General features: G+C 62.1%; 13 protein-coding genes. 7 read left to right on the top strand and 6 right to left on the bottom strand.

What is annotated here, in order from left to right; all coding sequences use genetic code 11:
- The first annotated feature begins 125 nt into the window (after positions 1 to 125).
- The 7 genes from urtA to ACLI1C_RS10680 all read left to right on the top strand — a co-directional run bounded on the left by urtA (position 126) and on the right by ACLI1C_RS10680 (position 6,624).
- Positions 126 to 1,394, top strand: coding sequence for an urea ABC transporter substrate-binding protein (gene urtA, locus ACLI1C_RS10710; protein WP_411396841.1), 1,269 nt, complete (start codon positions 126 to 128; stop codon positions 1,392 to 1,394).
- A 79-nt stretch (positions 1,395 to 1,473) separates the two neighbouring features.
- Positions 1,474 to 2,400: an urea ABC transporter permease subunit UrtB gene (gene urtB, locus ACLI1C_RS10705; protein ID WP_411396840.1), complete on the top strand. Its 927-nt coding sequence runs from the start codon at positions 1,474 to 1,476 to the stop codon at positions 2,398 to 2,400.
- 13 nt (positions 2,401 to 2,413) lie between these two features.
- Positions 2,414 to 3,547, top strand: a complete 1,134-nt coding sequence (gene urtC, locus ACLI1C_RS10700) for an urea ABC transporter permease subunit UrtC (RefSeq protein ID WP_411396839.1) — start codon at positions 2,414 to 2,416, stop codon at positions 3,545 to 3,547.
- A 9-nt stretch (positions 3,548 to 3,556) separates the two neighbouring features.
- Positions 3,557 to 4,318 (top strand): urea ABC transporter ATP-binding protein UrtD, encoded by a 762-nt coding sequence (urtD, locus tag ACLI1C_RS10695; protein WP_411396838.1) that lies wholly within the window; start codon positions 3,557 to 3,559, stop codon positions 4,316 to 4,318.
- A gap of 9 nt (positions 4,319 to 4,327) precedes the next feature.
- Positions 4,328 to 5,017: an urea ABC transporter ATP-binding subunit UrtE gene (urtE, locus tag ACLI1C_RS10690; protein ID WP_411396837.1), complete on the top strand. Its 690-nt coding sequence runs from the start codon at positions 4,328 to 4,330 to the stop codon at positions 5,015 to 5,017.
- A 32-nt stretch (positions 5,018 to 5,049) separates the two neighbouring features.
- Positions 5,050 to 6,279, top strand: coding sequence for a formamidase (gene fmdA / locus ACLI1C_RS10685; RefSeq protein WP_411396836.1), 1,230 nt, complete (start codon positions 5,050 to 5,052; stop codon positions 6,277 to 6,279).
- Positions 6,280 to 6,288: 9 nt separating this feature from the next.
- On the top strand, positions 6,289 to 6,624 hold the full coding sequence (locus ACLI1C_RS10680; protein ID WP_411396835.1) for an FmdB family zinc ribbon protein: 336 nt from the start codon (positions 6,289 to 6,291) through the stop codon (positions 6,622 to 6,624).
- Positions 6,625 to 6,834: 210 nt separating this feature from the next.
- On the opposite strand, the gene ACLI1C_RS10675 is transcribed toward ACLI1C_RS10680, so the two are convergent.
- The 6 genes from ACLI1C_RS10675 to ACLI1C_RS10650 form a co-directional block, all read right to left on the bottom strand.
- A complete protein-coding gene (locus ACLI1C_RS10675; protein ID WP_411396834.1) occupies positions 6,835 to 7,533 on the bottom strand; it encodes a FadR/GntR family transcriptional regulator in 699 nt (232 codons plus the stop codon).
- On the bottom strand, positions 7,523 to 8,566 hold the full coding sequence (locus ACLI1C_RS10670; protein WP_411396833.1) for a four-carbon acid sugar kinase family protein: 1,044 nt from the start codon (positions 8,564 to 8,566) through the stop codon (positions 7,523 to 7,525). The genes ACLI1C_RS10675 and ACLI1C_RS10670 overlap by 11 nt, the downstream gene beginning before the upstream one ends.
- Positions 8,559 to 10,172: an ABC transporter ATP-binding protein gene (locus ACLI1C_RS10665; protein ID WP_411396832.1), complete on the bottom strand. Its 1,614-nt coding sequence runs from the start codon at positions 10,170 to 10,172 to the stop codon at positions 8,559 to 8,561. The genes ACLI1C_RS10670 and ACLI1C_RS10665 overlap by 8 nt, the downstream gene beginning before the upstream one ends.
- Positions 10,165 to 11,088 carry an ABC transporter permease gene (locus ACLI1C_RS10660; protein ID WP_411396831.1) on the bottom strand — a complete coding sequence of 308 codons (924 nt, stop codon included), beginning with the start codon at positions 11,086 to 11,088 and terminating at the stop codon, positions 10,165 to 10,167. Before ACLI1C_RS10660 ends, ACLI1C_RS10665 begins: the two co-directional genes overlap by 8 nt.
- A 9-nt stretch (positions 11,089 to 11,097) precedes the next feature.
- A complete protein-coding gene (locus tag ACLI1C_RS10655) occupies positions 11,098 to 12,012 on the bottom strand; it encodes an ABC transporter permease (RefSeq protein ID WP_411396830.1) in 915 nt (304 codons plus the stop codon).
- Between the two features lie 69 nt (positions 12,013 to 12,081).
- Positions 12,082 to 13,527 carry an ABC transporter substrate-binding protein gene (locus ACLI1C_RS10650; RefSeq protein ID WP_411398297.1) on the bottom strand — a complete coding sequence of 482 codons (1,446 nt, stop codon included), beginning with the start codon at positions 13,525 to 13,527 and terminating at the stop codon, positions 12,082 to 12,084.
- Between the last annotated feature and the right edge of the window lie 83 nt (positions 13,528 to 13,610).

Genomic DNA, 13,610 nt, shown 5'->3' with positions numbered 1-13,610 from the left:
CAGGAAAATCCCCGACCTGAATACGTCAAATGCCCCGTTGAGAGGCAAGCTGCAAAAATGCCCAATCATTAACCAGTTGCAAGCGGTTCGCTGCAGCCGAGGCAAAGCAAGGACAGGGCAAATCCATGACTGACGATATCCCGGCCGAAGGCCCCTTCACTCTCAACCGCCGCAAGCTGCTGGCAGCGATGGCAACAATTCCCGCTCTTGGCATGCTCGGCAGCAGCCGGGTGTTCGCCCAGGACATGTCGACCGCCGCGGTGAACACCACCGGCCTAGCCGTCACTGACACCGACGTGACCGTCGGCATCCTCCATTCGGTCACCGGCACGATGGCGATTTCTGAAACCGGTTCGGTGCAGGCGGAAATCCTTGCCATCGAGCAGATCAATGCCATGGGCGGCGTGCTCGGGCGCCAGATCAAGTATATCCAGGAAGATGGCGCTTCAGACTGGCCGACCTTTGCCGAAAAGGCCAAGAAGCTCCTGGTGCAGGATCATGTGGCTTCGGTTATGGGCTGCTGGACGTCGGCTTCGCGCAAGGCGGTGCTGCCGGTGTTCGAGCAGTATAACGGCATGCTCTACTACCCGACCTTCTATGAAGGCCTCGAGGAAAGCCCCAACGTCATCTATACGGGCCAGGAGGCGACCCAGCAGATCCTCGCCGGCATCGACTGGGTGGTCGACACCAAGGGCGCCAAGAGCTTCTACCTGCTCGGCTCCGACTATATCTGGCCGCGCACCTCCAACAAGATTGCGCGCAAGCATATCGAGATGAAGGGCCTCAAGGTCGTCGGCGAGGAATATTACCCGCTCGAGCACACCCAGTTCAATTCGGTCATCAACAAGATCAAGCTGACCAAGCCGGACGTGATCTACGCGATCGTGGTCGGCGGCTCCAACGTGGCCTTCTACAAGCAGCTCAAGGCCGCCGGCATCGACCTCACCAAGGAAGCACCGCTCCTGCTCACCATTTCGGTGACGGAAGACGAGATCCTGGGCATCGGCGGCGAGAACATCGTGGGTGCCTATGCGGCCATGAAGTATTTCCAGTCGCTGGAAAACGACAACAATGCCGCCTTCGTCGCTGCCTTCAAGGAACGCTGGGGCGACGGCATCGTCATCGGCGATGTGACCCAGGCCGCCTATCTCGGCCCCTGGCTGTGGAAGGCCGCGGTGGAAAAGGCCGGCAGCTTCGATATCGACAAGGTGCGCGAAGCCTCGCCCGAGATTGAATTGACCACGGCCCCCGAGGGCTACGTCAAGATCCACGAGAACCACCACCTGTGGAGCAAGCTGCGCATCGGCCATGCTCGTCTCGATGGCCAGTATGACGTGGTCTACGAAACCGCCGAGCTGATGGAGCCGGATCCGTTCCCGGAAGGCTACCAATAAGTCCCGATCTCTCCAGACCCCGAACTGGCGGCTTCCATAGTGAAGCCGCCTCCTTTCCTCCACCCGCTGCGAGGCTCCGATGATCGGCGATTACACCTACGATCAGTTCTTTTCGATCCTGGCGATGCAGGGCTTTGCCGGGCTGATCCTGTTTTCCGTTTTCGTGCTGATGGCGCTCGGCCTTGCCATCATCTTCGGGCAGATGGGCGTCATCAACATGGCCCATGGCGAGTTCATGATCCTGGGGGCCTATGTGACCTGGGGCGTCAGCCTTTTCGTCACCAGTCTCGCGCCGGCGCTGTTTCCCATCTACTTCTTCATCGCCATGGCGCTGGCCTTCTGCGCCAGCTTCACGCTTGGCGTCTTTGTCGAATGGGCGATGATCCGGCACCTCTACCGTCGGCCGCTCGATACCCTGCTGGCCACCTGGGGGCTGAGCCTTATCCTGCAGCAGACCTATCGTTCGGTGTTCGGGGCGCGTGAAGTCGGCGTCAGCCTGCCCGACTGGATGATGGGTTCACTGCCGCTGACCGACATCATCGAAGTCCCGATCAACGGGCTGTTCGTCATGGCCCTGACCACGCTCATCGCCATTGCGGTCGCTTTGCTCATGTACAAGTCGCGCTGGGGCAAGCAGGTGCGCGCGGTGACGCAGAACCGCGTCATGGCCGGCGCGGTCGGCATCGACACCAAACGCGTCGACCGGATGACCTTCGGACTTGGCTGCGGCATTGCGGGAATTGCCGGTTCGGCCTTCACCATGATCGGCTCGACCGGGCCGACGGCAGGCCAGCTCTATATCGTTGATACTTTCCTGGTCGTGGTGTTCGGCGGCGCGGGGAGCCTGATCGGCACCATCGCCTCGGCCTTTGCCATCAGCCAGGCCCAGTCGACGATGGAATTCTTCCTCTCCGGCTCCATGGCCAAGGTCCTTACCCTGCTCACCGTGGTCGGTATTCTCATGCTGCGCCCGCAGGGCCTGTTCACCCTCAAGATCCGTCGCTGAAAGGAACGCACCAATGCCTGCAGCATCGATCACCCGCTTCCCCCGGCAAGACGCCATTGCCTTTGCGGTGCTGGCTGTCCTGATCCTCGCCGTCTTCCCGCTGGCGCTGGACATCTTCCGCCTCAACCTGGTGGGCAAGTACCTCACCTATGCCTTCGTGGCGGTCGGGCTGGTGCTGTGCTGGGGCTATGGCGGCATTCTCAGCCTGGGCCAGGGCATTTTCTTCGGGCTGGGTGGCTATTGCATGGCCATGTTCCTCAAGCTTGAGGCGTCCTCGCCCGAGAATACCGCCATCCAGTCGACGCCGGGAATTCCCGACTTCATGGACTGGAACCAGGTCACCGAGCTGCCCTGGTGGTGGGTGCCGTTCAACTCCTTCCCGCTGGCGCTGATCGCCATCTTGCTGGTGCCGACGGTCTTCGCCTACATCATTGGCGCGGCCATGTTCAAAAGGCGCGTCGGCGGGGTGTATTTCGCCATTATCACGCAGGCGGTCGCCGCCATCCTGACCATCCTGATTGTCGGGCAGCAGGGCTATACCGGCGGCATCAACGGCATGACCGATCTGCGGACGCTCCTGGGCTGGGATATCCGCACCGACAGTGCCAAGCTCATCCTCTATTTCGTCAATGCAGGCCTGCTGCTCGGCGTCATTCTGATCGCCATCCTCGTCAAGCGCTCCAAGCTGGGACGTATCCTGATCGCCATGCGCGACAAGGAGGATCGCGTGCGGTTCTCCGGCTATGACGTGGCCAATTTCAAGATTTTCGTCTTCTGCCTGGCCGCCGCCTTCTCGGCTATTGGCGGCGCCATGTTTGCCCTCCAGGTCGGGTTCATGTCCCCATCCTTCGTCGGCATCGTGCCCTCGATCGAGATGGTGATTTTCTGCGCCGTTGGCGGCAGGCTCTCGATCTACGGGGCGGTCTATGGCGCGCTGCTGGTGAACTACGCCAAGACGACGTTTTCCGAGAGCTTTCCCGAGCTCTGGCTGTTCGCCATGGGCGGGCTGTTCATCGCCGTGGTCATGGCCTTTCCCAATGGCCTGGCCGGGATCTGGAAGAGCTATGCCGAGCCTTTGGTGTCGCGCCTCGTCAGCCGCCGGCGTCCGCTTCCCGTCGTCACGCCCACCGAAGCTGCTGCGGAATAGGAGAGCGCCATGACATTCGATATCGAAACCGCACCCAAGGAATTCCTGCTGGCAGTCGAGGGGCTGACGGTTTCCTTCGATGGCTTCAAGGCGGTCAACGACCTGTCCTTCTACGTCGACGAAAACGAGATCCGCGTCATCATCGGACCCAATGGCGCGGGCAAGACCACGGTGCTCGACCTTATCTGCGGCCGCACCAAAGCTACATCCGGCTCGATCCGTTTCCGGGGCAAGGAACTCACCCGGCTCAAGGAACACCAGATCGTCCATACCGGCGTCGGGCGCAAATTCCAGAACCCGTCGATCTATGAGGACCTGACGGTCTTCGAAAATCTCGAGATTTCCTATCCGCGCGGCAAGAATGTGTGGGGCGCTCTGGCCTTCCGACGTGACCGCGAGGTGATCGACCGGGTCGAGGAGATCGCAGAAATGATCTTTCTCAAGGATCACCTCGACACTGAAGCGGCGATCCTCAGCCATGGACAGAAGCAATGGCTCGAGATCGGCATGCTGCTGATCCAGAAGCCCGAGCTTCTGATGCTGGATGAACCGGTGGCCGGCATGAGTGTAGCCGAACGCGTCAAGACGGCGGAACTGCTCCACACCATCATCAGGCAGCATTCGGTGATCGTCATCGAGCACGACATGAAATTCGTCGAGGACATCGCCCACCGGGTCACGGTGCTGCACCAGGGCAAGGTGCTGTCCGAGGGCTCGATGGATCATGTGCAGCACGATCCCAAAGTCATCGAAGTCTATCTCGGCCACTAGGAGGCGACCATGCTCGCATTCGACAACCTGCACGTGTCCTACGGCCAGAGCGAGGTCATCCACGGCGTTTCGCTCGACGTTGCGCCCGGCGAAATCGTCGCCATCATGGGTCGCAACGGCATGGGCAAGACCACGCTGATGAAATCGCTGATGGGTATCGTGCCCTCGCGCAGCGGCACGATCGCGGTCGATGGCAAGGACATCGAGACGCAGGAGAGCTTTAGCCGCGTCAAGTCTGGCCTCTCCTATGTCCCGCAGGGTCGCATGATCTTTTCGACCATGACGGTCGAGGAAAATATCGAAACCGGGCTCACCGTCACCGGCGAGAACCAGGTGCCGAGCGATCTCTATGAGCTGTTTCCGGTGCTGCTGGAAATGAAGGGCCGGCGCGGCGGCAACCTGTCGGGAGGCCAGCAGCAGCAGCTGGCCATCGCCCGCGCGCTGGCGTCCCGGCCGAAAGTGCTGCTGCTCGACGAGCCGACCGAGGGGATCCAGCCCTCGATCATCAAGGAGATGGCCCGCACGCTGCGCCGCATCCGCGACGAGCGGGGCCTCTCCATCGTCGTGTCCGAACAGGTACTGAGCTTCGCCCTCGATATCGCCGACCGCGTGCTGGTCATCGAGAATGGCGAGTTCGTCCACGAAAGCCCGCGCGCGGGCATCGACGAGGCCAGGATCTCGTCCTTCCTTTCCGTCTAGCCGCTTCTCCTATCTTCCACAGAGGACAGAAAATGACCGAAACGCTGATCAAGGTCGATCTCAACGAGAGCCCCTATACCAACGAGAAGATCCACAATCGCTGGCACCCGGATATTCCGATGGCCTGCTGGGTCGAGCCGGGCGACGACTTCAAGATCGAAACCTATGACTGGACCGGCGGGCAGATCAAGAACGACGACAGCGCCGCAGACGTGCGGGACGTCGATCTCAAGCAGGTGCATTTCCTCTCCGGTCCGATCGGCGTCAAGGGCGCGCAGCCGGGCGACCTGCTGGTGGTCGATATCCTCGATATCGGTGCCTTCGAGAATTCCCTCTGGGGATTCAACGGCTTCTTTTCGGTTAACAATGGCGGCGGTTTCCTCGACAAGCATTTCCCTACGGCGCAGAAATCGATCTGGGATTTCAAGGGCATGTTCACCCAGTCCCGGCATATCCCGGGCGTCAAATATGCCGGGCTGATCCATCCGGGCCTGATCGGCTGCCTGCCGGACCACAAGATGCTCGACATGTGGAATACGCGCGAGAAAAAGCTCTTCGATACCGAGCCGGATCGCGTGCCGGCGCTGGCGACGCTGCCCGATACCAAGGCCGCCCATATGGGGTCGCTCAAGGGCGAGGCGTTTGACGCCGCCGCCTCGACCGGCGCCCGCACGGTTCCGCCCCGGGAGCATGGCGGCAATTGCGACATCAAGGACCTGTCGCGCGGGTCTAAGGTGTATTTCCCCGTCTACGTGGATGGTGCGGGGCTATCGATGGGTGATCTTCACTTCTCGCAGGGCGATGGCGAGATCACCTTCTGCGGCGCAATTGAAATGGCCGGCTGGTTGCATATCAAGGTCACGCTGATCAAGGACGGCATGAGTAAATACGGGATCAAGAACCCGATCTTCAGGCCGTCGCCCATCGCCCCGAAATATGACGACTACCTCATCTTCGAAGGCATCTCCGTCGACGAGAGCGGCACCCAGCAATATCTCGACGTGACGACGGCCTATCGCCAGGCCTGCCTCAACGCCATAGAATATCTCAAGAAATTCGGCTATTCCGGCGCCCAGGCCTATTCCATCCTGGGCACGGCGCCGGTGCAGGGGCATATTTCGGGCGTGGTCGACATTCCCAATGCCTGCGCCACGCTGTGGCTGCCGACCGACATTTTCGAGTTCGACATCATGCCGGGCGCGGACGGGCCCAAACTGCATCTCGATGGCGCGATCGACATGCCGATCGCGCCCGATCTCTAGGAGGCGCAGATGGCCGTCTACGATTATCAATGCACCGATTGCGGACCCTTTACCGTGCTGCGTCCCATGGCGCTGTCCGGGGAACCTTGCAACTGCCCCGATTGTGGAGAGCCCGCCGCGCGGGCTTTCTTCAGCGTGCCCTTCATTGCCGGCATGGACCCGGAGCGACGAACCGCGTTCGCCACCAACGAAAAGGCGCGACATGAGCCCAAGCGGGGCGGGGCGGCCCATGGGCCAGGTTGTTCCTGCTGTGGCAGCGCCGGCAAGAAAGGGCGTTCCACACTGGTCCGACCGGACGGCTCCAAGAGCTTTCCTGCCGCCCGGCCGTGGATGATCAGCCACTAGGCAGCGCCGCCGCGGCAGTATCGCTTCGACCTGGTCTGCGGAGCCCAGCGCCGGACCGGCTCGGAACGTATCCTTGGCGGTCGGCTGCTCCACCCGGCAGTGCAGTCGCTGGACTGGATTGCGGAGGCAACCAGCCAGAAGGCGACGGGGCAGGGCAGACGGCCTGACATCGACGCGTAGAGCAGATGGCCGGACTTGCGTCCGTTGCCATCAGGGCCCCGGGACGAAGAGGCGGTTGCGCGAGCCGGTCAGGTGACGTTGCATCAGGTCGCGTGCCGAACTGGCATCGGAGGCGCTGATCGCGTTCAGGATCTCGGTATGTTCGTTCAGAACTCTCGTCAGCCCATCGGCGGTGCTGCGCAGGGAAAGGCCATGCAGTCTCATACCGACGGCGATGTGTTCTTCCAGCGCCTGCATCGCCGTGACGAAGTAGGGATTTCCCGCGGCCTGGGCGATGCTTAGGTGGAACATGAAGTCAGCATCGGCGCGGTGCGCCTGGCGATTGGTGGCGTCCCGCAACAGGTTAAGCGCCGTCTTGATCTTCTGCAGAGCCTCGGGCGAATGGCGCTTGGCCGCCATGGCAGCGGCCTCCGGCTCGATGGTGAGGCGGAAATCATAGCAGTGCTGCAGGTCCGAGAGGTTTTCCATCTGGCCGAAGCCGAGCGGCTCGCGCACGCCCTGTTCGCGCACGAAGCTGCCGGCGCCGCGGCGTGAGTAGATGAGACCCTGATCGCGCAGCCGCTGCAGGGCGTCACGGATGACGGGGCGGGAAACCTGAAACTCGCTCGCCAGCGCATGCTCGGTCGGCAAGCGTTCATCGACCGCGTAGGCGCCAGATTTGATCGAGCGCAGAATGCGTTCAAACACCGTATCGGAGAGGCTGCGACGGCCGACCAAACTATCCGACATGAGATGGAACGGGGCTCCTGGCATTGGAATAGGATGCAAGCAGACGGCTGAGGCTGTCCGGTTCGCCAAAACCGCCCGATTTCGTCACCACAGTCAAGTCGCCAGCACGGGAGACGGGCATGCCGGGCTGGGCTTCTCCCAGGAGATCGAGGATCTCGATGCCGAGCGTCTCCAGAATAACCTGCGCCGTGGCGCCGCCGGAGACGAGCAGCAAAGCATCAGATGGAGGCGAGAGCCGACGGAGGGCGTGTCCCAAGGCTTTGGCCACGGCAAGGCCGTCTGCCGGCTCGGTGCCTGGCGTTGCTTGCAGGACGACCAGGCCTGTTCTGGCACCAACATCCGGCGCAACGCCGTTGGGCGCGCTGATGTCGGTGCGGTCAGGGCAGGTGCGGCGGAGGTGCTCGAGCTGGGCCAAGGTGATTGGATCGGTCGAGCCGATGATGCAGTAGACAGATGACCTGGGGAGGCGGGGTTGCGCAGGCGATGCCGCGGGCGCCATGCGCCTGGCCATGGCCTCAGCAAGACCGCGCGCGCCAATGACGAGATCGGCGCCATGCTCAAGCGCGGCTTCGATATCCTCCTGGCTGGCGATATCCGGAATGCGGGCCTTAGCGGCATGCCGACCGAGGCGCATGCCTATATCGATCGGCTCGGCGACGCCAAAACCGTGGATCTGCCCGGCCCGCGTGACGCGCCCGAATTCGGGGATCGCTGGCACGACAAGGCTCTGTTGATGCGGAATGGCGTCAAGTTCGGCGGCGATATTGCCCTTCAGGCGGGAGTCGACCTTCTTGAACACGGCCGTTCCCGCGGGAAGCGCCCGGAGTGCCGCCCGAACGGCTTCCGTCGCCGCCTCCGCATTCATCTCGCGGCTGCCAGTGGAAATACCGATGATACGCGTGCCGGCCGCCAAGGCCCGCGGTATCGCTGCGATACTCAGCGCGACCACGGTGGACAGGCCGCGGATGGCGAAGGGTGCTGCAGCATCCAGCGCGCCAGTCAGATCGTCGGCGATTATGGCGAGTTCAGCCATGGCTGTACCGGGCGCGTCTGGCTGCCTGGATATCGGGATCTGGATCGAGATTGGCGGCCAGCAGACGCTGGGTATAGTCGTGCTGCGGCGCATCGAAAATCTGCGCCGTCGGTCCGCGCTCCACGATCTCGCCCGACTTCATGACGATCACCGTGTCGGCAAAATCACGAACCACGCCCAGGTCGTGGGCGATGAACAGGAACGAGATGCCGAGTCGCTGGCGCAGACCATCGAGCAAGGCAATCACTTGCGCCTGGATGGAGACGTCGAGTGCCGATACGGCTTCGTCGCAGATGATCAGCTCAGGCTCGAGCGCCAGGGCTCGGGCGATGGCGATACGCTGGCGCTGGCCACCCGAAAACTGATGCGGATAGCGCTCGGCATGTTCGGGCGACAGGCCGACCTGTTCGAGAAGTTCGAGCACACGCGCGCGCCGCTGACTGCGATCGGGCATCAACTTGTGAATGTCCCAGCCTTCGGCAATCAGCTGGTAAACCGACATGCGCGGATTGAGGGATTGCGTGGGATCCTGGAACACCATCTGGATCTCCCGACGGCAGCCAAGCAGGTCCCGCGCATTCATGCTGATGAGGTCGCGCCCTTTCCAGACCGCCTCGCCGCTATCGGCATCTTCCAGGCGCAGGATGGTGCGCGCCAGCGTCGACTTGCCGGAGCCGCTTTCGCCCACAACGGCGAGGCTCTGCCCGCGGGCCAGCGTGAACGAGACGTCCTTGAGCGCGGCGAACTTGCCATAGGTCTTGTTGAGTTTTTTGGCTTCGAGCAGCAGCGGCGCGGCGCTGTCGAGCAGCCTGATGGCTCCCTTGCCGGGCGCTGCGGCGATCAGTTTCTTGGTATAAGCGTGCCGGGGCGAGTGGTAGACGTCGCGGGCCGTACCGGTTTCGACGATTTCGCCCTTGTTCATCACGACAACGCGGTCGGCGATTTCTGCCACAACGCCCAGGTCATGGGTGATCAGCACCAGCGCCATGCCGGTTTCGGCCTGCAGCTCCTTGAGCAGCGCCAGCACTTCAGCCTGGATGGTGACATCGAGTGCGGTGGTCGGCTCGTCGGCGATTAGGATGTCGGGCTTGAGCATCAGGGCCATGGCGATCATCAGGCGCTGCCGCTGGCCGCCGGAGAACTGATGCGGGTATTTGTGCATGGCCGCTTCCGGTTCGGGCAGGCCGACACGCTTGATCAGTTCAAGCGCGCGCTCGCGTGCCATGTCGGCAGGTCGGCCGTGGGCGGTCATCATCTCGATGATCTGCCAGCCCACCGTATAGACCGGATTGAGATGGCTGAGCGGGTCCTGGAAGATCATGGCGATCTTCTTGCCGTTCAGGGCGCGATGCTTTTCGTAGCTGATCCTGAGGAGATCCTCGCCCTCGTAGAAGATCTCGCCGCTGACGATTTCTGCCGGCGGGATATCGAGCAGGTTCATCACCGCATTGGCCGAGACGGATTTGCCGGAGCCGCTTTCGCCCAGGATAGCCAGGGTTTCGCCTGCCGAGACCGACCAGCTGACATTTTTTACAGCATGTACGGTGCCGCGGGCGGTATGGAAGTCGACGGAGAGATTTTTGACGGACAGCAGGGGCTCAGTCATTTTTCGTCTTCCGCGATTCCAGGCGCCAGCGCTGGGCAGGGTCAAGGGCGACGCGCATCCAGTTGGACAGCAGGTTCAGCGATAGTGCGGTGATGACGATCATCAACCCCGGCCAAAAGGCCAGCCACCAGGCGGTGTTCAGATAGGGCCGCCCTTGCGCAACCATCAGGCCCCAGGTGATGTCGGGGGGCTGCACGCCGATGCCGAGAAATGACAGCGACGATTCCGCCAGCATCACGAAGGCGAAGTCCAGCGTCGCAATGGTGACAAGCGTGGGCGCGACCACGGGCAGGATGTGACGGAGGATGATGCGGCCGTGGTTGGCACCCATGACGATTGCTGCCTGCACGAACATGCGTTCCCGCACTTCCAGAACCTCGGCCCTCGTGGTGCGCAGGTAGATTGGGATGCGCGTGATGGCCAGCACCAGGGTCATGTTGGGAATGGAGGGGCCAAGCACATAGAGCACGACGACGGCGATAAGCAGGGAGGGGAAAGACATGATGACGTCTGCAAGGCGCATGATCACCTGCGAGATGGTCTTGCCCCGATAGCCTGCCACGAGCCCCAGGCTGGCGCCGACAACCAGGGCAGTGAACACCGTGCCGGCGGCGATGAGGATAGTGCTGTGTGCCGCAACGATCAGCCGCGCCAGCATAGGTCGACCCAGGGAGTCACCGCCAAGGAAGAACTCCCAGCCGCGTTCGAAGCTGAAGGGCGGAAAATTGCGACCGCGAAGGTTCTGCTTGGTGGCAAGGTCGCCGAGCAGCCAGGGGCCGAAAAGGGCGAAAAGCACGATCAGTATCAGCACGAGGGCGGACACGAAGGCCAGCTTGTCACGCCACAGCATGGACAGGAACGACGGACCGCGAACGGCAGTACCGGTGGTGGATTTGGCGAGCGACAGGTCTGCCATCATCGCCTCCTAGTGTCGAATTCGCGGATCGAGCAGGCCATAGGCAAGGTCGATCAGGATGTTCATGATAAAGATGGCGATGGCGGTGACCATAATGGCGGCCAGGACCACATTGAAGTCACGCTGCAGGATGGAGTCGATCATCAGCTTGCCGATACCCGGGAAGCCAAAAATGGTCTCGACGATCACCGCGCCATTGAGCATGGCGGCAGCCTGGTCGCCGATGACCGTGATGACCGGCAGCATGCCGTTGCGCAGAGTGTGGACGAAGATCAGCGGCATGTTCTTGACGCCCTTGGCGCGCGCCGTCTTGACATAGGGCGCTGCCAGCGCCGAGAGCATCGAGCCGCGCACCACCTGGACGACAAGTCCGAAAGGCCGGATGAACAGGACAGCAACGGGCAGTATCCAATGCCAGGGCGTGCCGACACCGGAGGTTGGCAGCCAGCCCAGACCCAATGAAAAGACGACGATCGCGACTATGGCGATCCAGAAGTCGGGCGCGGATGCCCCGACGAGCGAGATGATGGAAATCACCCGGTCGAAAAAGCCGCCGACGTTGAAAGCCGCCAGCGAGCCCAGCACGATAGCGGCGACGACCACCAGGCTCATGGTGATCAGGGCCAGCGGCAGCGTCCAGGTATAGGCCTCGATGACGATATCAATGGCGGGCCGCGCCTTGCGCAGGCTTTCACCAAAGTCGAGATGCAGAAGATCCCAGGCGTAGCGACCGAACTGCTCGATCAGCGGCAAGTCGAGACCATGAATGGCGCGAAACTGCTGCTTCATTTCCTCCGTGGCGTCGATGGGCAGGAACAGCACCGCCGGGTCGCCGGTGAGGCGAGACAGGAAGAACACCAGGATCATCAGCCCGAGAAGTGACAGTAGGCTGGCTATGGCGCGCTGTCCGATCATCTTGGTCATGGCACTGCTCCCTGGTCGGCAAACGGCGGTGCCGGGTGCTCCGGCACCGCCCCTCTTGAAAGGCCCGGCTTACTTGAAGCCGATTTCGCTCAGCTGCAGCTGGGCATTGGTGGCGATGGTGGGTGTAAAGTCCAGACGCTCACTGACGCGGCTGAGACCGACCATGTGGAAGAGCAGCACGTCGGCGACCACTTCGTCGTGGACATAGGCGAACACCTCCGACCAGAGGGCTGCGCGTTCATCACCGGTTGCGGCGGATGCGCTGGCAATCATCTCGTCCAGCTTGGGGTCGTTGACGCCCGACTGGGTGCCCTCGCTGGCATATTTGAAGAACATCGAGAACACCGGGTCACCGCGGGCATTGTCATGCTGCGCCAGAACCAGGCGTGTCCCTTCGCTTTCCGGATAGGGCTTGGAGTAGAACTGCTCGTGCTCGGCCACTTCGACCATGCGCAGCGTGGCGTTGAAGCCGACTTCAGTCAGCATCTGGGTCAGCGCTTCGGCCACTTCCGTCACGTTGGGGAAGTTTTCGGTGCGGGCAATGATCTCGATGGGCAGGCTGGTGTCGACGCCATCGGCCTGGGCCTCGGCCAGCAGTTGCTTGGCCATTTCCGGGTCATAGGCCGGAGGCGTCAGGTCCGGATTCCAGCCGAGAGTGGTGGGAGGTACCATGGCGACGGCGAGTTCGGTGCCGTCCGGAAGCACGGTGCCGATGAAGGCCTCGCGGTCGATGGCGGCGTTCAGCGCCTTGCGGACGCGGATGTCATCTGTTGGCGCGTCCTGCCCGTCGATGCGCAGGTAAACGGTTTCGGAATTTAGGTAGGAGAAGTCTGTCGCCCGGTTGTCGGCGACTTCGGCGGTGATCTGGGGCGCGATGTCTGCCTCACCGGCAGCAACCATGCCCGCACGGACGGCTGGCTCGGAGCGGAACACATAGGTCGCCTTGGTCACTGCGGGTGCTTCGCCCCAATAGTCGTCGCGGCGCTCCAGCACGATCTGCTGTCCGGCGGTCCATTCGACCAATTTGTAGGGGCCGGTGCCAATCGGGTCACGCACGAATTCCATCGGCGTTTCGGACGGAACCATAGTCACGAGGCTCATCAGCAGCGGCAGCACGGGCTGAGCCGGGGATGCAGTCACGTTGATGGTATTGTCGTCGACGACCTCGAAGCTCAGTTCGGTATCAGCGAAGTAGCGGGCGCTTTCGCAGGTGATCTGATCAGAAAAAACGCGGTCGAAGGAATGCTTGACGTCGGCGGCGTCAAAGGTCGAGCCGTCCGAGAAGGTCACGCCTTGGCGCAGCTTGAACTGCCATTTGCCGTCGCCCAGGTCTTCCCAGCTCTCGGCCAGGCGCGGCATCAGGCCGGCATCGCCGCGCACGTCGAGTTCAGTCAGGGTTTCACTGAGATTCTGCAGGATGACGCGACCGATATTGGACCGCGTTGCCATACAGGGCTCAACCAGGTCCAGCTCCTCGCTCAGCACCACGGTGATGTCGGTGTCGGCCTGCGCCATTGCCGGCGCAATTGTTGTCGACGCCAGTAGCGCGCCGATCAAAAGGGGTTTGAAATTCACATTATCCTCCCATTGCAGCTCTC

It is taken from the genome of Devosia sp. XGJD_8, assembly GCF_046614475.1.
Classification (GTDB): Bacteria; Pseudomonadota; Alphaproteobacteria; order Rhizobiales; family Devosiaceae; genus Devosia.
Note: the sequence above shows the minus strand (reverse complement) of the source record. Positions and strands in the feature narration are given on the sequence as shown.

Excerpts from the sequence above, each read along its gene's own strand:
- urtA (WP_411396841.1), top strand. The coding sequence starts at position 126 with ATGACTGACGATATCCCGGCCGAAGGCCCCTTCACTCTCAACCGCCGC.
- urtB (WP_411396840.1), top strand. The coding sequence starts at position 1,474 with ATGATCGGCGATTACACCTACGATCAGTTCTTTTCGATCCTGGCGATG.
- urtC (WP_411396839.1), top strand. The coding sequence starts at position 2,414 with ATGCCTGCAGCATCGATCACCCGCTTCCCCCGGCAAGACGCCATTGCC.
- urtD (WP_411396838.1), top strand. The coding sequence starts at position 3,557 with ATGACATTCGATATCGAAACCGCACCCAAGGAATTCCTGCTGGCAGTC.
- urtE (WP_411396837.1), top strand. The coding sequence starts at position 4,328 with ATGCTCGCATTCGACAACCTGCACGTGTCCTACGGCCAGAGCGAGGTC.
- fmdA (WP_411396836.1), top strand. The coding sequence starts at position 5,050 with ATGACCGAAACGCTGATCAAGGTCGATCTCAACGAGAGCCCCTATACC.
- ACLI1C_RS10680 (WP_411396835.1), top strand. The coding sequence starts at position 6,289 with ATGGCCGTCTACGATTATCAATGCACCGATTGCGGACCCTTTACCGTG.
- ACLI1C_RS10675 (WP_411396834.1), bottom strand. The coding sequence starts at position 7,533 with ATGTCGGATAGTTTGGTCGGCCGTCGCAGCCTCTCCGATACGGTGTTT.
- ACLI1C_RS10670 (WP_411396833.1), bottom strand. The coding sequence starts at position 8,566 with ATGGCTGAACTCGCCATAATCGCCGACGATCTGACTGGCGCGCTGGAT.
- ACLI1C_RS10665 (WP_411396832.1), bottom strand. The coding sequence starts at position 10,172 with ATGACTGAGCCCCTGCTGTCCGTCAAAAATCTCTCCGTCGACTTCCAT.
- ACLI1C_RS10660 (WP_411396831.1), bottom strand. The coding sequence starts at position 11,088 with ATGGCAGACCTGTCGCTCGCCAAATCCACCACCGGTACTGCCGTTCGC.
- ACLI1C_RS10655 (WP_411396830.1), bottom strand. The coding sequence starts at position 12,012 with ATGACCAAGATGATCGGACAGCGCGCCATAGCCAGCCTACTGTCACTT.
- ACLI1C_RS10650 (WP_411398297.1), bottom strand. The coding sequence starts at position 13,527 with ATGGCGCAGGCCGACACCGACATCACCGTGGTGCTGAGCGAGGAGCTG.